This is a genomic window from Acidobacteriota bacterium (genome assembly GCA_009861545.1).
In the GTDB taxonomy this organism is placed as follows: domain Bacteria; phylum Acidobacteriota; class Vicinamibacteria; order Vicinamibacterales; family UBA8438; genus WTFV01.
The window spans coordinates 12,845-29,326 of record VXME01000167.1; the positions used below are offsets into that span (position 1 = coordinate 12,845).

Consider the following 16,482-nt stretch of genomic DNA (forward strand, 5'->3'; position numbering starts at 1 on the left):
CGTCGGCATACCTGTCGAATCGCTGTCTCAAGTTTGTCCGTTGATCTGCTCTTGGCGTAAGGAGAGCCGCTTCGTTGATGTACGCATTGCCGGCCGCGGCGTCATGTGTCCGACTCCGCAGCATGATTGTGTAGTTGCGTGCAAGATCCGAGGCTGCGTCGGTACGTGGAAGCCACCTGCGCAGTCCGTGGTCGCATTGCTCGGCAACGTATGGCATTGACACTCGGCCTCCTCAGTCGATCTCCCGAAGGTCGGCCGCCGCCGTGAACGCATGGAGTGACTCAGCCTTCGACCGCGCCCGCTCGATGAGTTCGCCGAGCTTGTCCAGATCCTCTGTCCGCAGGGTCAGGAACATGTCCCGCAACTTGCCCCGACTGCCGTGGTGATAAGTGATCCGCAGCATATGTGCTACAAGAACCGCCTTCGGCGACTGGCGCACATCTGAACCGAATATCGGTCGAAGGTCGGTGACGATACGAGCCGTGCAATAGGTGTTCTCCCGATCCTGCCGCAGGGACCGGGCCTTCGCATGAATCTCCACTGCCGGACATTCAGTCAGCGCAGCAAGACGCTCCCGCAGCCGGCGTTGTCCTGTCTCGTCGAGTCGGAGTTCATGCTCTTCGATATCACCCATCCCTTTTGCGATATCGCTCAGGAAGACGTCCGGCTGGATCTCCAGGACCTCCCCGGCGCTGGCGATCTGACGAACCGCCTCCAGAATCTTCTTGACATCATCGGCGTCGATGGATGGCGTTCCGTTGACCACCTGCTGAACGAGCTCGTCACCGCCGAGTTCATCCGAGGCGGCGCTCAGGGCGCCGGAGAGCTCCGCAGCCTGCTCGTCCTCGAGCCCGGCGATGAGGGCAAGCGACGGCCGCTCGTCCTTGGGTATGAAGGGCATTGTCGTCGCGCGCGTCTCAACCGTCGGCTCGTTCGCGCGAATGATATGGGTCGCTCCGAGTGTCCGTCAATTCCGGGTCGTAGATCACGTCGTGTTCGACGGAGATCGCGTACTCAAGGATACCAAGCTGAGCGACTGGCCCGCCGTCCGGGTCGGCGGTCAGTCGACCGGCTCGATGCGCAGCAGGGCGGCGGCTCCGCGCTCCGGGTCGCGGCCGAGGAAGCTGCCTCCGGTCAGCACGTACAGCAGGCCGTCGGGGCCCTGGTCGACGTCGCGGATGCGTTGTCGCAGGTCGGCCAGCAGCCATTCCCGCCGTTCCTCCAAACCCTGCCGGTTGAGCTCGATCCGCTCGAGATGGCCGGTGCGGTCGACGCGGCCGGTCATGAGCGACCCGGCGAACAGATCCCCGCGCCAGGCCGGGAACCGGTCCCCGGTGTAGAACACCAGTCCGGAGGGAGCGATGGAGGGGATCCAGACGATCTCGGGCTGCTCCATGTCCTCCTGCCAGGGCCGCTCCGACACGCGCGGCCCGTAGTACTCGCGCGAGTAGGACACGACCGGCCAGCCGTAGTTGCGGCCGGGCAGAACGCGGTTGACCTCGTCGCCGCCCATCGGCGCGTGCTCGCTCGCCCAGGCTTCCCCCGTCTCGGGGTGAATCGCCAGCCCCATCGGGTTGCGGTGGCCGAGCGAGAACACCTCGGGCCGGGCGTCGTCGCGGCCGATGAACGGGTTGTCGTCCGGCGGCGTGCCGTCGTCCCGCAGGCGCAGTATCTTGCCGACGTGGCTCGCCGGGTCCTGCGCGAGCGGCCGGCGCCCGCCGAAGGCGCCGCCCAACGACATGTAGAGCGTCCCGTCCGGTGCGAAGGCCACCCGCGACGCGCCGCCGTTCATCTCCGCGTCGGCGACGAACACGTCGCGGACCTCGGATAGCGCCGCGCCCTCGAAGCGGCCGCGGGCCAGCGCCACCGTCGAGCCGTCCGCGGCCGGCTTCGAGTAGGTGAGATACACCAGCCGGTTCCGGGAGAAGTCGGGGTGCACGGCGACGTCCATCAGGCCTTCGAGCTGCCCTTGGAGCGAGACTTCGGGGACGCCCGCGATCGGGGCCGGTTCGAGGACGCCGTCGCGGATCCGCCGCAGCGTACCGAGGCGCTCGGTGACCAGGATGCTGCCATCCGGGAGAAAGGCAAACCCCCACGGGTAGGTCAGCCCGTCCGTGACCACCGAGACGCGGATTCGCTGGCGCTGGGCGGTGTCGTAGACGACCGGTTCGTCGGGCAGCGGTACCGGGGGAATCCCGTCGGCCGCGAAAGGTTCCGGCTCCGGCTGCTGCTCGGCGGGCTCCTGTCCGTCGGCCTGCTCCGTGGGCTGCTGCTCGGCGGGCTCCGTTGCGGCCCGTGCCGCTTCGGTGGTTGGCGCGGCGGGTTGCCGGGCGCCGGGCGCGGCCGTCGCAAGCATCACGAACGCCATCGAGAAAAGGAGCACGGCGACAGGTCGATTCATGGTCGTTCTCCCGCCGGCTTCAGTCGGCCGGCGCAATGTCGAATCCGAGCGCCGCCGCGTTCTCTCGTACGCGTCCGTCGAGCGACAGGACCTGCAGCTCCGCGACCAGGTTGCGGGCCAACAGCGCCGTGGACAGGTGAATGGCGTCGAGCGACCGGACCGGCTCGCGCGGGAAAGCCTGCCGCGACCGCGCCACGACCTCGCTGTCGATGGCAAGCACGACCCAGTGCTCGGACGCCGCGCCAAGCGTCGCGCGGCGCTTGGCGGCCTCAGCCGCGTTCCGTTCTCCGAGCGCGGCGGATCGACCGAGAACACGGTCACACTCGATCAGCGTCAGGTCGGATGTGACTACCAGGTCCGCGGCGGCCAGTTCCTGCTCCGTCCTGCGTCCCTGGTCCTCGCCCAGCAACCAGGCCAGGACGGCGCTCGACTCGGCGTAGACGCTCACCGGTCGCCCCGTTCCTCATCCAACAGTCGCCGCGCGGAGCCGGGAGGCAGAAACGGTTCCTGGTACGGATACAGGTCGCGCCGGTTCGGTCCGCCGATGCGCGCCTTGCCGGCCCGCGCGTGTCGTACGAGTCCCGGATACGCGGCGGCCGCCGGCACGCTGGACGGCTGACGCAACTCGGCCACGACTTCGCCGCGATGCGTGACCAGTATCTCCTCGCCGCGGCGTACCATCCGCAGATGCTCGCTGAGGCGGTTCTTCAGCTCCCGAACGCCGACCGTGATCATATGCTCATTGTAGCCCCTTGCGGCTACAATGCGCGCAGTTCCGTTTTTGCCTGGTTGCGAAGACGACGCCCGGAATGTCGCTCACCGCGCCCGGCTGCGCGGTGTGGCAGCCCGCGCGCGCGCCGCAGGTGTCCTGTACCGGCGGGGCGTACCACACCAGTTCTCCGTTCGCGGTGTCACTCGATCTCGCTCAGGCCGCTTGTGCAGTATGTGCAGTAGTGGAACGGCGCATGGATGCGCCGATTGCTCCGCGATCCGCGGATCGACGCGCGGCCGGATTCCGCGCCGGGCCGGACTCGTTGGCGCCCGCTGTTGGCACTCCGTTATGATCGACGCTACGGGACCGCGTCGGTCCTGTCGTGATCGGGAAACCTGACGATGTTCGACCTGCACCTCGCGGCTCAGGCCGCGCCCATCACCATAGAGCTGTCTTCCGCGGTGTCGTGGACGCTCGGCATCATCGCAGCCCTGCTCGGCGTCATCGCCTGGTTCCTGCGCCGTGAACTGAAGAACAACGACGCGGCGCATGCGGAGCTTCGCGGCGACGTGAAGAAACTGCTTACGGGCGATGTCGAATGGGTCAAGACGATCCGCGACGACATCCGCGAGATCCGCCGCGGCTTGGGGCATGGGTGAAGAGGAGAGCGCCGAGCTCTAGCTCAAGGGGTGCAGAGTGTCACTAGACCCGGCCAGCGGGTCGCCCGGCGCGGCGCCGGGGTCGGCGGCGCACCAAGCGCTCTGCGGGGTCTGCCCAATGGGCGGGTCGCCGATGGCGCCGCCCGAGAGATACATCGCCACCGCGCGCCGCTCGTCGTCTCTCAGTTCCATCCCCTGTCGTTGCATGAGGCCGAAGTTGAGGGATCCGAAGATCTGATCGGCGGTGCGCTCGCGTAGCTCCTCGGAGGAGGCCATGCGGCCGGTGCCGTCCTCATGACAGCGGGCGCGCTGCTGCCGGTAGATGAGTTCTCCGTCGACATCCGCCTGAGCCTGGGCCTGGGCCGTGGCGGCAGCGGCGGTTGCCGAGATGATCAGGGCATCGGCCGCGCCTGCCAGCCCTTCCGTCGCGCCCATGCCACAGCGTCCGCGACGTCGGCTTCCGAGAGATCCAGTGCCGCGATCTTCTTGCGCACCCGGTCGGCACGGGTGTCGCGGGCATCCTCCCGGCCGATCATCACCTCGGTGGCCTTGACGATCGCCGTCGCCTCGTCGCCGCGCCGCAGTCCCAGCTCGTCGACCGCGTCGCGGGTGATGACCGCCGTGAGCTGCTGATCGCCGATGCGGAGCCGGACCTGGGCCAGCAGACCTTCGCGCCGCACTTCCTCGACGATGCCGCGCAGACGGTTCCGGCCGCTCAGTGACACCAGGACACCGCCGCGCGAGCGCCGCCCGCTCGGCGGCAGCGGCCCGCGGGACGCGAGCAGCCGGTCGATCTCGTCGTCCGCGATGCGGTAGTGGCCACCGTCGGTCCGCGAGGTCCGGACGCTTCCCTTGTAGATCCACTGCTTGAGGGTGGAGTAGCCGACCCCGAGGCGGGTTGCCGCTTCCCGTACGGTCAGGATTGCCATGATGAATGCAGAAAAAGGTAGAAGTCGTTTGTCAAATCACCTGGAATGATATTAGATCGTCCGGCGCGTCGTCCTGGTCCGCGTTTCTGGGAGTGGATCGCCTGCGGCGTGTCGTACCGGCCGAGCATGTCGGGGAACCGGATCTCTGGAGGCGCCGTGCACGTCGTTTCGATGCTCCACGCGGTGCGGGTCCGGGTCGCCGGCCGATGCCGGCCCACCCCTGCGGTGATACCGATCCCGGGCCTGGTCCTGGCCGGGGCGCTCGCGGCGTTGGCCGGCTGCGGCCCGGCCGCCGGCGGCGACGCCCGCGGGGCAGACGTGCCCACGCTGCTCGTGTCGGCCGCGGCCAGCCTCTCCGAGGCGATCGGCGCCGTCGCGGACCGGTACGAGCAGGAGCAGGGCGTCCGCATCCTGCTGAACGTCGCCGGATCGCAGATGCTGGCGTCGCAGATCATCGAAGGCGCCCCGGTCGACGTCTTCATCAGCGCCGACGTGCTGCAGATGGAGCGTGCGGCGGCGGCGGGACGCATCGACGCGGCGCGGCGCGTGGACCTGCTCTCCAACCAGCTCGTCGTCGTCGTGCCGTCCGACCGGACGGGCACCGTGGCAGCGCCGGCGGATCTGGCGCACCCGTCGATCCGGCGGATCGCGCTCGGCGACCCGGAAGCGGTGCCGGCCGGGGTCTACGCCCGGCGCTATCTCGAGTCGCAGGGGTTGTGGGATCGGTTGGCCGGACGCATCGTGCCGGCCGGCAGCGTGCGGGCGGCCCTGCGCGCGGTGGAGGCGGGGACGGTGGAGGCGGGCATCGTCTACCGTACGGACGTCCGTGCGGCGGGCGGCGCGGCGGTTGCGTTCGCGGTACCGGTCGAGGGGGGTCCGCGTGTCGTCTATCCTGCCGCGGTCGCCGTCGACGCGCCCAGCCCGGCGGCGGCGGCGCGTTTTCTCACCTACCTGCAGAGTGCCGCGGCCCGGCGCCAGTTCGACGCGGCCGGCTTCATCGGCCTGCCGGAGGCCGGCGAGGAGACGCCTGATTCGACGGAGATCCCGCGGTGACGGGGGAGCTGGTCGAGGTCACCGGATTCACGGTGCTGATGGCGGCGGTCGCCACCCTCGTCATGCTGCCGCCGGGCGTCGCCATCGCGTGGCTGCTCGCGCGGCGCGAGTTTCCCGGCCGGACGGTCCTGGAGACCCTGGTCTCGCTGCCGCTCGTCGTTCCCCCGGTGGCGACCGGCCTGATCCTGTTGAAGCTGTTCGGCCGCCGCGGGCCGCTCGGGGCGTTGCTCGAGCCGCTCGGCGTCGACATCGTCTTCACCTGGAAGGCGGTGGTGGTCGCGATGGCGGTCATGGGACTCCCGCTGCTCGTCCGGGCGACGCGGGCCGGCTTCGAACAGGCGGATCGGCGCTACGAGGCGGTCGCCGCCACCCTCGGCGCCCGACCGTGGCGCGTCTTCTGGACGATCAGCCTCCCGCTCGCGCGTCGCGGGCTGCTGGCCGGCACCGTGCTCGGCTTCTCCCGCGCCATCGGCGAGTTCGGCGCCACGATCATGCTGGCCGGGGCGCTGCCCGGCGCGCGGACGCTGTCGGTCGCCATCTACCGCAACGCCGAGCTCGGCCGCGACGCGGCGGCGATGACGCTGATCGCCGCGGCGGTGACCATCGGCTTCGCGGCCGTCTATCTCTCGAACCGGCTCGGGACCGCGACGTGAGCGGCGGCGGCGAGGCGTCGGTCGTCATCGACGTCCGGCTTCGCGCGGGCGCGTTCACGCTCGATCTGCGCGAGACCATCGCGGCGCGCACCGTCGCGCTGTTCGGGCCGTCCGGGTCCGGCAAGACCACCACGCTGGACGCCGTCGCCGGCCTGCGCCGGCCCGACGAGGGCGTGATCCGGATCGGCCGGCACGTGCTGTTCGATTCCCGGCGCGGCGTCGACGTGCCGGTGTATGAACGGCAGGTCGGCTACGTGCCGCAGGACCTGGCGCTGTTTCCGCATCTCGACGTCCGGCGCAACGTGCTGTACGGCGCCCGCGGCCGGGCGGCGGAGGGCAGCCTGCGGTCAGCGAGCGCCCGGGACGGAGGCGCCGATGCCGGCGTCCCGGATCACGGGGGTGCGCACGCGTCGGTGCTGGAGCTGCTGGAGATCGACACGCTGCTGTCGCGCGCGGTGGACGGCCTCTCCGGCGGGGAGCGGCAGCGCGTCGCCCTGGCGCGGGCCCTGATGACCGAGCCCGACCTGCTGCTGCTGGACGAGCCGCTCGCGGCGCTCGATCTCGGCCTGCGCGACCGGATCCTTCCCTACCTGGAGCGGGTGCGCGACGAGCTCGACACCCCGATGATCTACGTCTCGCACGTGGCCGACGAGGTGCGGCGGGTCGCCGACTGGGCAATCGTGCTGGAGGCCGGCCGCGCCATCCGATCCGGCGCCCCCGCCGACGTGCTCGGGGATGCCGGAGGCCGGTGACTCTCGCGGGCAGCGAACGATCGCGTGGCGGACGCGGCACGAATTGTCGGCACGAAATGGTGGCGACGCGCGTGCCGGAAGCGGACTCAGCACGAAATGGTGGCGACGCGCGTGCCGGAAGCGGCCACCAGGTGCTGGATGTCGGATGGATCGCTCGTGAGGATTCGGTCGCCGCTCTCGGCGACGAGCACGACGGTTGCGTCGATCGGGTCGCTGGTTCCAGCGCGGGCCAGCAGGACGCCTGCCCGACGGCCCATCTGCTCGTCCACGGGACGGACATCCACCGCGCGCAACAGGCGCGCGAGGCGGGTTTGGCGTCCTTGGGGGTCCCGCCAGACCTGGCCGAGCACGATGGCGGTCGTCCGCAAGTCGACATGCTGCTTCCGAGCTGCCCGCAAACGGGCAACTATCGTTCGGTCGTTGCGTTCCACCGCCAAGAACGCACCGGCGTCGAGCACCAGCGCGCTCATGCGTCCGGCTCTCCGGTGCCCAAGCCGAGATCGGCCTCCGCCTGGGCCAGCTCTTCGGGAGTTACTGCGCCGAATTCGGCTTCCCATTCGTCGAGGAACTCACGCAGCGCGTCGGCACGGAGCTTCCTGGCGGCGGCCTCCGCCAGCCACGACGAGAGCCCGACGCCACCCTCCCGAGCGGCCCGCCGAATCTCGTCTCCAAGCGTGGCCTCGAACGAGACGCTCATCTTGTCCACCTTCACGACTCGATACTACCATGGTATGCCCATACCCGGGTATTCTCGCGTGTCGGGGCCAGTGCATCGGGTTCCGCTTCCATTCGAAGCAGCGACGGCACCCTTCGGAACAGAATTTTTATGTGTATACGAATAATGTCTTGCTACATAATAATGTCGTGCGCTTCATCGACCGCGCCGACGAGATGCGCCGGCTCGACGCCGCGCTGGTCCAGCCGGGCGCCTTCGCCGTCATCTGGGGGCGTCGCCGGGTGGGCAAGACGCGTCTGCTCATCGAGTGGTCGCAGCGTCATGGCGGCCTGTACGCGGCGGCCGATGCGTCCGCTCCGGCAGTGCAGCGGCGCTACCTGGCCGCCGCGGTCGAGCACCGGTTTCCGGGATTCGCCGACGTGGAGTATCCGGACTGGCGCTCCTTCCTGTCGCGGCTCGTCACCGATGCGAAAGCCACCGGTTGGCGCGGACCGTTCGTGCTGGACGAGTTGCCCTACCTGCTGGCGGCGGATCCGACCCTGGCCGGCGTCCTGCAGGGGTGGGTCGACACGACGCCGGGACGCCCGACCCTGGTGGTGAGCGGTTCGAGCCAACGCATGATGCACGGCGCGATTCTCTCCGCCGGGGCGCCGCTCTACGGCCGCGCGCGAGAGGCCTTCGCCGTGCGCCCGTTGCGACCGGGATACCTCGCCGACGTGTTCTCGGGCGCCGGAGGGCGCGACCTGCTGGCACTCTACGCCGCCTGGGGCGGGATGCCGCGCTACTGGGAGCTCGCCGAGCCGTTCGGACTCGACCTCGAGCGCGCCGTCGACACGCTGGTGCTCGACCCGGCCGGCCCGTTGCACCTGGAGCCGGACCGGCTGCTCCTGGAGGAGGTGCCGCCGGCCACGGCACTCCGCCCGCTGCTGGACGTGATCGGCGCCGGCGCGCATCGGGTCAGCGAGATAGCGGGTCGTCTCGGCTGTCCGGCCTCCAGTCTGGCGCGGCCGCTGGCGGCGCTCACCGAGATGGGCCTGGTGCGCCGGGAGACGCCGTTCGGCAGCGATCCCCGCGCCGGCAAACGGAGCCTGTATCGGATCGACGACCCGTTTCTGCGGATGTGGTTCCGGGCCGTCGCCCCCGCGCGGACGGTCCTCGCGCAGGCGCCGCGCGAGACGCGGCTGGCGTACTGGCGCCGCCACCGTTCAGCGCTCGAGGCACAGGCCTGGGAGGAGCTCTGCCGCATGGCGGTCCCGTTCCTGCACCGTTCCGCGTCGCTCCTTGCCGATCTCGGTCCCTGGGAGCCAGCGCAACGCTACTGGCGGCGCAACGAGCCGGAGCACGACGTCGTGGCGCGCTCGGTCGACGGCCGGCGCCTGCTCATCGGGGAGGCGAAGTCGACGTCGCGGCCGGTGTCGCCGGCGTCGCTGCGGTTCCATCCGCGTGTGCCGGCGACCGCGGGCGTCGGCGACCTGGAGATCGTCGCCGTGGCGTTCGCGCCGCTGGGGACAACCGGACCGGCCGTCGAGAGCGGCGTGCACGTGGTGGATGCGCGGACGATCTTCGACGTGCTGCGGTGAATCCGGCGCCGTCGGGCGGCCAAACCGAGCGGTTGGTGCAGGCCTGCGTCACCAAGGGCGTCACGACCGGAAGGTCAGCGGATGTCGCGCTGGTTGCCGATCGTATCGCGCAGCCCTTCGAGCAGGCCTTCGACCCTCGCCATTCTCTCGCGCAGGTCTGCCGTTTCGCCGCGAACACAACCTATCTCGCCACGGACACCCGTGATCTCGGTGCGGAGCTCGTCCGTGCGCGTATTGATCTCGGTCCGGACATTGCCGATCTCGGTTCGGACACTGCCGATCTCGGTTCGGACACTGCCGATCTCGGTTCGGACACTACGGATTCCGTCGATAACCTCGGTCCGGACGCCGCCGATCTCTTCGCGCAGGCTACGGGCTTCGTTGGTGAGCTCGGTTCGCACGCCGCCCATCTCACTCCGCATCTCGGCTCGGACGGCGTTGGCCTGAGATTGAACGTAGCCGGCGAGCCACAGGACGGCGGCCAGTTGCGTGCCGGCGAGCGTTGCGCCGATGCTCAGGATTGCGATGAACTCGGGACTCATGAAGCTGCCTCCTATCGTATCGCGGTCGGGTGGCTTGCACGTTCGCGGACCGCGGGGTTCCCCGGTCCAAGAGTGAGGCCACACCAGGCGCGTCCGGATTGCTCGAACCGGAGGTTGTGGAGGTTCGGCGAATTGCAGGAACTGAAACGGGCAGGCCCGTTCTCAAGCGCAAGGACGGCGGCGCTCTGCGCGCATCACAGGTAGGGCGCGCCGCTCCATTCCGGCACCTGCTGGTTCTGCTTCAACCGCAGACGCTGCAGGTTCAGGGCCGAGTAGTAGCTGTCGAGGTCCGCCTCGGCCGCAACGACGCCGGGCAGGCTCGCCGACGCTTCCAGTGCGAAGCGCTGCGCCAGCGGATGGTCCGGATGCTCGCGGTACGCCGCGTTCCACCAGTCGAGGATCCGTTCCTGCGCGGTTCGCAGCAGCGGGTCGGCCGGCAGCCGATCGCGCTTCTCGCGCTGATTGACCTTTCTGTGGGCGGGCATCAGATTCCAGAGATCGCCGCAGGGCCAGACGGACCAGGGAAAGCAGTGATCGATATCGAGGTTGCCGGCGGTCAGCCGCTTGCCGCTCCAGACGCAGTGGAGGCGTCCTGTGGCGAGCAGTTGCTCGGCACGCTCCCGGGGAACTCCCACGTCGCGGGACGGATCGGACCAGGTCATGGCCGCGGCCAGCCGGGCTTCCTCGAGCGATCGTCCCTGCTTCGCACCGTAGCGGCGCGTCACGCGTATCCACTCGGCGATGATGGCGGGCTCGATCCAGGCGCTGAAGCGCTGGATGGCCGTCCAGAGGTGTGCCGGCACGTGCATCGTTCCGAAGCTGGCCAGATAGGGTCCGTCCAGCCGAATGCCGGCCGTCGCACGCGATGCCGTTACCGGGCCCCGCACCGGGAGGATGGGACGTATCCCGTTGGGATAGGTCATGTAGCGCACGGGCATCTTTACGATGGTCCGTGCCGCATCCTTGAGGGCCTGGTGAAGCGTCGCGCCGGTGTCCCCGGCGAACTGCATGCCCACCCGCAGATCGTGATGCGAGACCGCGCTGAGCTTCTTGAAGGCCTTCTTTGCGAATCCGAGCTGTTCGCAGCCGCGGTTGGATGGATTCTGGGGCAGATCCGCGACGAGCAGCGGCTTGTAGAGGCGAATCCAGGTCAGGGCGACCAGTCCCATCGGAATGGCGACGTGGTCGTCATCCACGGATCCGGCCACGCCGCCGGCGCCGTCGGCGATGCGACACAGCGTACGCAGCAGGCCCAGCTTGTAGGTGGAGCTCTTGTCGTCGTTGAGGATGATGTGCCGCAAGAGCGGCAAGGCGCCCGTCCCGTCGTCAGGCAGCCGGATTGCCAGGTGCGTCCAGCGAACGTCGGACCGGCCCAGGTGGTCGTCCGCGGCACCGTGCCTCTCGATGAAGGCGCCGTGATCCCGGGCCAGTCTACGGATTTCATCTTCCGAGACAGGATGGAATCCCCGCTCCGGTTCGACCGGGCCATGGCGCAGCGTGACCGCGAGCAACCCGCCCGGCTTGAGCAGGGTTATGAGCTTTCGGAACGCCCTCGTACGGTCGGACGGTGCGACGTGCATCCACACCGCGCTCAGCAGAACGACGTCGAAGGAGAGACCGCTCCTGAACGTCCGTTCGAGCCCCGGCAGCGAGTCGGCAATCCACTGAATCGGCCGATCGTCGTACCGCTGCCGTGCTGCCGACCGCATGTTGGCTGACGGTTCGACCGCGACGACCTCGTGTCCCCGCGACGCCAGCCACGCGGCGTCGCGACCGCTGCCGGCGCCCACGTCGAGGACGGTTCCCGTCTTCGAGGGAAGCAGGTCTTCGAGCCAGTGATGAATCCGTTCGGCGGGTACGCTCTCGTAACGATCCGCGAGTTGTTCCGCGCGCGCGTCGTACCAGGAAATCGCGTCAGTCAATGGGTCGGCCGCTCCACGCCATCCACTGCTGATCTCGCATACGGTTCACAGGCTTCCCATCCTAGCGTGAATGCTCGTGCGCGGTGGCAGGCTTGCGGGGCGAGCGACGTGTGGGAGTCCTGCATCGTGTCGCACATGCCACGGTTTTGCACGATAGAATCGATCTGCCGGGAACCGCAGATGGACGCAGGTCGGGAATCAGCGCGGCTCGTGAACTTCGTCGAGGTCGAGCGTCGCTTTCGTCGCTCCGTGAACCTGGATCGGGACGCGGGCTCCCCGGCCGCGCTCGACGGCTACATCGTCACGCCGGCGGTTCGTCGCGCCCTCGCGCAGATCGCGGACGGCCTCGGTGAAGAAGGCGGCGACCGGGTGTGGAGCCTGGTGGGGCCTTACGGGTCGGGCAAGAGCGCATTCGCCGTCTTCCTGGCCGATCTGCTGTCGCCCAGCGCGTCACCCGGCGGGAAGGCGGCTCGGAAGCTCCTGCACGAGTCGAGCGACGTTGCCCTTCCGCGCCAGAGGTTGCATCCGGTGGTCCTCACCGCCGAGCGTGCGCCCCTGGACACGCTTCTGCTCAAGGCTCTGGGTTCGACGCTCGACGCCATCTGGAGGCGACAACGAGGAGCGAAGCCGCGGGTGCTGAAGACGATCCGGCAGTACCTGGACGAGTCGGGTTCTGAGTCTTCGCGGTGCGCGACATCCGACGTCGTCGGGTGCTTCGAGGAAGCGCTCCGGGCGATGGCGGCGAAGACCGGAGCCGGCCTGCTGCTGATGGTCGACGAAGCTGGCAAGGCGCTGGAGTACGCCGCGCAGCAGCACACGCGAGGCGATGTCTACCTGCTGCAGGCCCTTGCGGAGGTCGCGGCCCGCACCAGCGGCGTCCCCTTCGTGATTCTGACCGTCCTGCATCAGTCTTTCGAGCACTACGCGCACCAGTTGGGTCCGTCCGACCGGAACGAGTGGTCGAAAGTGCAGGGCCGCTTCGGCGAGATCGCTTTCCGGGAAGGCGGCGATCAGATGATCCGTCTCACCGCGGCAGCCATTCGGACCACGGGACGTTCCACGCCGCAGGGCTGGACGCGTATCGTCTCCGCCGTGGCCGCGTGGGTTTCCGAGGGCACGGGTTGGGACAGAACGGAACTGGCCGACCACCTGGACGTCTGCTGGCCGCTTCATCCGATCTCGGCTGCCCTGCTCGGGCCGCTGTTTCACTCCCGTTCGGCCCAGAACGAGCGTTCGCTGTTCGCGTTCCTGTCCGCCGGAGAACCGCTGAGCTTTCGTGACTTCCTGCGCACGCACGGGCCGGACAGCCTCTACACGGTCGACCGGCTCTTCGACTACGCGACCGGCATGATCGGCGGCCGCGTGCTCGGCCGGGACGGCCGGCGGTGGGCGGCGATCGAGACCGCGATCCAACGGCTGCCACCCGAGTCTGACGCCGTGGACGAGCAGGTGCTCAAGACGGTCGGCCTGCTCGCGATGCTCGGCGACCGGGTGGGTCTGCGGGCGTCATCCGAGACCGTGGCGGCGTGCGTCGACCACGGCGGGGCGGCGGACCGTTCGCTCGAGCGCCTCAAGTAGCGGTCGATCCTCGTCTACCGCCAGTTCCGCGATGCGTTCCAGATCTGGGAGGGCAGCGATCTGGATCTGGACGATCTGGTGCTTCGCGCCGGGCAACAACTACCGAGCGACTTCTCCGTGGCGACGGTGCTTCAACGGCATGCGCCGCAGACCCCGTTCGTGGCCCGGCGCCACCTGTTCCAGACCGGCACGTTGCGCTTCTTCGACGTGCACTTCGTCGAGGCGTCCACGCTGATTCAGGGCGGGGAATTGAAGCTGAGCGGCGAGGGAGACGGGATTGTGTTGCTGGCGTTGCCCCGTACGGAACTCGAAAGAGAAGAACTCGAAGGGCAGCAGGGGACCGTAGCCCCAGCGTTGGAGCGACTCGGGGCAGGAAGGCCGGTGGTGCTGGTGGTGCCCGAGACGTCGGTCCGCCTGTCTCAGCTCGTGCACGAGCTTGCCGCTGCCCAGCTCGTCCGCACGTCGACGCCGGAGCTGCAGTCCGACCCGGTCGCGAGAACCGAGCTGGCCGAGCGCATCCAGGAGCTTGACCGGCATGTGGCCTCCGAAGTCGGTCGCGCGTTCGATCCCCGCCGGAGTGAGTGGTTCGTCGCGGGCGAGCGCCTCGAGCTGTCGTCGTGGCGGGCGGTGTCGAGCGTCCTGTCAGCGCTGTGCGATGCGCACTTCTCGGGTGCGCCGCCGATCCGCAACGAGCTGCTGAACCGCCGCGCGCTCTCGACCTCAGCCGCGCGTGCCCGTCGCAATCTGATCGAGGCGATGATTCTGCGCAGGGAAGTCGCCCAGTTGGGGTTCGAGGGCCATCCGCCCGAGGTCAGCATGTATCGCTCCCTGTTGGAGCAGCATGGATTTCATCGGCGGAGGGGCGACACCTGGAGATTCGGTCCGCCGAGACGCGCTCTCCGACCGCTGTGGACGGCCGTCCAGGAGTATCTGCGCGACGCCGAGACGTGTCGCCGGCCCCTGATCGAGCTCTACGACCGGCTTCGCCGCCCGCCCTTCGGGATCAAGGACGGGCCTCTGCCGGTCATCGTCGTCGCCGCGCTGCTCGCCCGGGATTCCCGCGTGGCGGTCTACGAGCGTGGCTCCTTCGTACCGGCGTGGACGCCGTCGCACGCCGAACGGCTGATCAGGTCGCCCGATGGGTTCGAGGTCAGGCAGTGCCGCATCGGCGGCCAGCGCCGGGAGGTTGTCAATCATCTGGCCGAGATGCTGTTCCCTTCGAACACACGCAGGCCGTCGCTTCTCGGCGTCGTGCGAGGACTGGTGCAGTTCGTCGCGAAGCTCACGCCGTACGCCCGCCGAACGCTGCGGATCTCCGACCGCGCAAGGGACATCCGGGAGGCGCTGGTTCGGGCCCGGGAGCCCGCGCAGTTGGTCTTCGACGAGCTACCGGCGGCATGCCGCTGCCCTCCGCTCGGAAGCGGTCCGACGAACGCTCGAAGTCGTATCGACGACTTCGTTGCGGCTCTCGGGGCCGGGCTGCGGGAGGTTCGGGACGCCTATCCCGCGCTGCTCGCGCGTTCGGCAGCCGCGCTGGCGAATCATCTGAGTCTCCCCGGCGATCTCGCTGAGTTGGCCGTCGAGCTGAGGAGCCGGGCGAGTCTGGTCGAGGATGCGGCCGTCGAGCCGCGGCTCAGGAGCTTCGTCGTGCGGGCTTCCGACGGCGCGCTCGGGCCGGACGACATGCTGGCCTCGCTGCTCACGCAGCTCGCCGACAAGCCGCCGCCGGAATGGTCCGATGCGGACGAGGACCAGTTCGAGGTGCGCCTCGCGTACGTGGCGCGCTCGTTCCGCGGGGCCGAATCCCTCCTCGTCGATCCGAACGGACCGGCCGACGGACAGCCGTTGCTCAGGCTGTCGGTGGCCCGCCGCGGGCGTCCGGAACAGGAACGCGTGTTTCCGCTCCGGGCTGCCGAAGCGAGTCGGATAGCAGCGCTCCGCGATCGGATTCTGGACACCGTGAGACGACCCCGTGCCGAGGCCGCCGCCTGCGACAGTGAACAGGCGCTCGCCGCGCTGGCGCTCGCCGCCGAATCGCTGCTCGACGGCGCAGACGTGTCGCAACCGGAGAGGGGCGGCCAGTGAGCCCGCGAGTGCGTCACATCCTGAGCATGTCCGGCGGCAAGGACAGCACCGCGCTCGCCGTCTACATGCGCGACCGCGAGCCCGACATGGAGTACGTCTTCTGCGACACGAAAAAGGAGCTCCAGGAGACCTACGACTACCTCGCCAAGGTCGAGGCGTATCTCGGAAAGCCGATCATCCGGCTCAACGACGAGCGCGGCTTCGACCACTGGCTGGAGGTCTATGGGTACTACCTGCCGTCACCGCAGATGCGCTGGTGCACGCGGCAGCTCAAGATCCGTCCGTTCGAGCGCTTCGTAGGCGACGATCCCGTGATCAGCTACATCGGGATCCGCGGGGACGAGCGTCGGGACGGTTACATCTCGTCGAAGCCGAACATCACGCCGCGCTACCCGTTCAAGGAGGACGGCATCACCGAGCGCGACGTGTACCGCATTCTGGACGAATGCGGTCTGGGGGTGCCCGACTACTACAAGTGGCGGACCCGCTCCGGGTGCTACTTCTGCTTCTTCCAGCGCAAGGCGGAATGGCTCGGCCTGAAGGACAACCATCCCCAACTCTTCCAGGACGCGAAGGCCTACGAGAAGTCCCATTCGGAAACGGGGCGCCGCTTCACCTGGTCACAGAACGAGAGCCTCGACGAGCTGTCCGATCCGGAACGGGCCGAAGAGATCCGGCGCCGGCACCTGAAGGCCGTGGAGGCGGAACAGGCGTCCCGGCCGGATCGCCCGCTCATTGAAGTACTCGCCGATTCACTGGACCAGGAAGACGATGAGCACGGCTGCCTGATCTGCCATCTCTGAGGCTCGGTCAGCGTTGTCACCCATGCCGACCTGCGGGTCTCGCGCGGGTGGCCGCCCGCTCATCCTCATGCCGTTTCGGTAGGGGTGCGGCTCTTTTGCGTAGAATGCTATCTCACTCATTCATAAGGGGTTATACG

17 protein-coding genes are annotated in these 16,482 nt (G+C 68.8%); 8 read left to right on the forward strand and 9 right to left on the reverse strand.

The genetic code is table 11. The features are described 5' to 3' along the window. Positions 1 to 232 precede the first annotated feature (232 nt). The 4 genes from F4X11_26050 to F4X11_26065 form a co-directional block, all read right to left on the reverse strand. On the reverse strand, positions 233 to 901 hold the full coding sequence (locus F4X11_26050) for a hypothetical protein (GenBank protein ID MYN68440.1): 669 nt from the start codon (positions 899 to 901) through the stop codon (positions 233 to 235). Positions 902 to 1,060: 159 nt separating this feature from the next. Continuing rightward, the gene (locus tag F4X11_26055) at positions 1,061 to 2,401 is read right to left on the reverse strand and encodes a PQQ-dependent sugar dehydrogenase (protein ID MYN68441.1); all 1,341 of its coding nucleotides are present in this window, start codon (positions 2,399 to 2,401) and stop codon (positions 1,061 to 1,063) included. Between the two features lie 19 nt (positions 2,402 to 2,420). Further along, positions 2,421 to 2,849, reverse strand: coding sequence for a type II toxin-antitoxin system VapC family toxin (locus F4X11_26060; GenBank protein MYN68442.1), 429 nt, complete (start codon positions 2,847 to 2,849; stop codon positions 2,421 to 2,423). Then, on the reverse strand, positions 2,846 to 3,136 hold the full coding sequence (locus F4X11_26065) for a type II toxin-antitoxin system prevent-host-death family antitoxin (GenBank protein MYN68443.1): 291 nt from the start codon (positions 3,134 to 3,136) through the stop codon (positions 2,846 to 2,848). Before F4X11_26065 ends, F4X11_26060 begins: the two co-directional genes overlap by 4 nt. Positions 3,137 to 3,514: 378 nt before the next feature. Here F4X11_26065 and F4X11_26070 point away from each other — a divergent pair, with 378 nt between their 5' ends. Continuing rightward, positions 3,515 to 3,772, forward strand: a complete 258-nt coding sequence (locus tag F4X11_26070) for a hypothetical protein (GenBank protein MYN68444.1) — start codon at positions 3,515 to 3,517, stop codon at positions 3,770 to 3,772. Between the two features lie 18 nt (positions 3,773 to 3,790). Here F4X11_26070 and F4X11_26075 read toward each other — a convergent pair whose 3' ends face one another. Both F4X11_26075 and F4X11_26080 read right to left on the reverse strand, forming a co-directional pair. Then, positions 3,791 to 4,207 carry a cytochrome c gene (locus F4X11_26075; protein ID MYN68445.1) on the reverse strand — a complete coding sequence of 139 codons (417 nt, stop codon included), beginning with the start codon at positions 4,205 to 4,207 and terminating at the stop codon, positions 3,791 to 3,793. After that, positions 4,165 to 4,701 carry a helix-turn-helix domain-containing protein gene (locus tag F4X11_26080; GenBank protein MYN68446.1) on the reverse strand — a complete coding sequence of 179 codons (537 nt, stop codon included), beginning with the start codon at positions 4,699 to 4,701 and terminating at the stop codon, positions 4,165 to 4,167. Before F4X11_26080 ends, F4X11_26075 begins: the two co-directional genes overlap by 43 nt. A 45-nt stretch (positions 4,702 to 4,746) precedes the next feature. Here F4X11_26080 and modA point away from each other — a divergent pair, with 45 nt between their 5' ends. From modA to F4X11_26095, 3 genes are read left to right on the forward strand one after another with little or no spacing between them, the layout of a single operon-like run. After that, positions 4,747 to 5,754 carry a molybdate ABC transporter substrate-binding protein gene (modA, locus tag F4X11_26085; GenBank protein ID MYN68447.1) on the forward strand — a complete coding sequence of 336 codons (1,008 nt, stop codon included), beginning with the start codon at positions 4,747 to 4,749 and terminating at the stop codon, positions 5,752 to 5,754. A gap of 38 nt (positions 5,755 to 5,792) precedes the next feature. After that, the gene (modB, locus tag F4X11_26090) at positions 5,793 to 6,407 is read left to right on the forward strand and encodes a molybdate ABC transporter permease subunit (GenBank protein MYN68448.1); all 615 of its coding nucleotides are present in this window, start codon (positions 5,793 to 5,795) and stop codon (positions 6,405 to 6,407) included. Further along, complete coding sequence (locus tag F4X11_26095) at positions 6,404 to 7,159, forward strand: ATP-binding cassette domain-containing protein (protein MYN68449.1); 756 nt, start codon at positions 6,404 to 6,406, stop codon at positions 7,157 to 7,159. Before modB ends, F4X11_26095 begins: the two co-directional genes overlap by 4 nt. Before the next feature lie 86 nt (positions 7,160 to 7,245). Here F4X11_26095 and F4X11_26100 read toward each other — a convergent pair whose 3' ends face one another. Beyond that, the gene (locus F4X11_26100; protein ID MYN68450.1) at positions 7,246 to 7,629 is read right to left on the reverse strand and encodes a type II toxin-antitoxin system VapC family toxin; all 384 of its coding nucleotides are present in this window, start codon (positions 7,627 to 7,629) and stop codon (positions 7,246 to 7,248) included. Here F4X11_26100 and F4X11_26105 point away from each other — a divergent pair. Continuing rightward, on the forward strand, positions 7,511 to 9,415 hold the full coding sequence (locus F4X11_26105) for an ATP-binding protein (protein ID MYN68451.1): 1,905 nt from the start codon (positions 7,511 to 7,513) through the stop codon (positions 9,413 to 9,415). The genes F4X11_26100 and F4X11_26105 overlap by 119 nt on opposite strands. A 74-nt stretch (positions 9,416 to 9,489) precedes the next feature. On the opposite strand, the gene F4X11_26110 is transcribed toward F4X11_26105, so the two are convergent. Together F4X11_26110 and F4X11_26115 are read right to left on the reverse strand one after the other, a co-directional pair. Then, positions 9,490 to 9,957, reverse strand: coding sequence for a DUF2746 domain-containing protein (locus tag F4X11_26110; GenBank protein ID MYN68452.1), 468 nt, complete (start codon positions 9,955 to 9,957; stop codon positions 9,490 to 9,492). Between the two features lie 194 nt (positions 9,958 to 10,151). Continuing rightward, entirely contained in the window at positions 10,152 to 11,879 is a 1,728-nt protein-coding gene (locus F4X11_26115) for a methyltransferase domain-containing protein (protein MYN68453.1), read from the reverse strand. Positions 11,880 to 12,059: 180 nt separating this feature from the next. On the opposite strand from F4X11_26115, the gene F4X11_26120 reads away from it, so the two are divergent. The 3 genes from F4X11_26120 to F4X11_26130 all read left to right on the forward strand — a co-directional run bounded on the left by F4X11_26120 (position 12,060) and on the right by F4X11_26130 (position 16,345). Further along, positions 12,060 to 13,457: a hypothetical protein gene (locus F4X11_26120; protein ID MYN68454.1), complete on the forward strand. Its 1,398-nt coding sequence runs from the start codon at positions 12,060 to 12,062 to the stop codon at positions 13,455 to 13,457. 117 nt (positions 13,458 to 13,574) lie between these two features. Then, positions 13,575 to 15,542, forward strand: coding sequence for a hypothetical protein (locus F4X11_26125; GenBank protein ID MYN68455.1), 1,968 nt, complete (start codon positions 13,575 to 13,577; stop codon positions 15,540 to 15,542). Positions 15,543 to 15,568: 26 nt separating this feature from the next. Further along, the gene (locus tag F4X11_26130; protein ID MYN68456.1) at positions 15,569 to 16,345 is read left to right on the forward strand and encodes a phosphoadenosine phosphosulfate reductase family protein; all 777 of its coding nucleotides are present in this window, start codon (positions 15,569 to 15,571) and stop codon (positions 16,343 to 16,345) included. Positions 16,346 to 16,482 lie beyond the last annotated feature (137 nt).

Excerpts from the sequence above, each read along its gene's own strand:
- F4X11_26050 (MYN68440.1), bottom strand. The coding sequence starts at position 901 with ATGCCCTTCATACCCAAGGACGAGCGGCCGTCGCTTGCCCTCATCGCC.
- F4X11_26055 (MYN68441.1), bottom strand. The coding sequence starts at position 2,401 with ATGAATCGACCTGTCGCCGTGCTCCTTTTCTCGATGGCGTTCGTGATG.
- F4X11_26065 (MYN68443.1), bottom strand. The coding sequence starts at position 3,136 with ATGATCACGGTCGGCGTTCGGGAGCTGAAGAACCGCCTCAGCGAGCAT.
- F4X11_26070 (MYN68444.1), top strand. The coding sequence starts at position 3,515 with ATGTTCGACCTGCACCTCGCGGCTCAGGCCGCGCCCATCACCATAGAG.
- F4X11_26075 (MYN68445.1), bottom strand. The coding sequence starts at position 4,207 with ATGGGCGCGACGGAAGGGCTGGCAGGCGCGGCCGATGCCCTGATCATC.
- F4X11_26080 (MYN68446.1), bottom strand. The coding sequence starts at position 4,701 with ATGGCAATCCTGACCGTACGGGAAGCGGCAACCCGCCTCGGGGTCGGC.
- modA (MYN68447.1), top strand. The coding sequence starts at position 4,747 with ATGATATTAGATCGTCCGGCGCGTCGTCCTGGTCCGCGTTTCTGGGAG.
- modB (MYN68448.1), top strand. The coding sequence starts at position 5,793 with ATGGCGGCGGTCGCCACCCTCGTCATGCTGCCGCCGGGCGTCGCCATC.
- F4X11_26105 (MYN68451.1), top strand. The coding sequence starts at position 7,511 with ATGGCGGTCGTCCGCAAGTCGACATGCTGCTTCCGAGCTGCCCGCAAA.
- F4X11_26100 (MYN68450.1), bottom strand. The coding sequence starts at position 7,629 with ATGAGCGCGCTGGTGCTCGACGCCGGTGCGTTCTTGGCGGTGGAACGC.
- F4X11_26110 (MYN68452.1), bottom strand. The coding sequence starts at position 9,957 with ATGAGTCCCGAGTTCATCGCAATCCTGAGCATCGGCGCAACGCTCGCC.
- F4X11_26120 (MYN68454.1), top strand. The coding sequence starts at position 12,060 with ATGGACGCAGGTCGGGAATCAGCGCGGCTCGTGAACTTCGTCGAGGTC.
- F4X11_26130 (MYN68456.1), top strand. The coding sequence starts at position 15,569 with ATGTCCGGCGGCAAGGACAGCACCGCGCTCGCCGTCTACATGCGCGAC.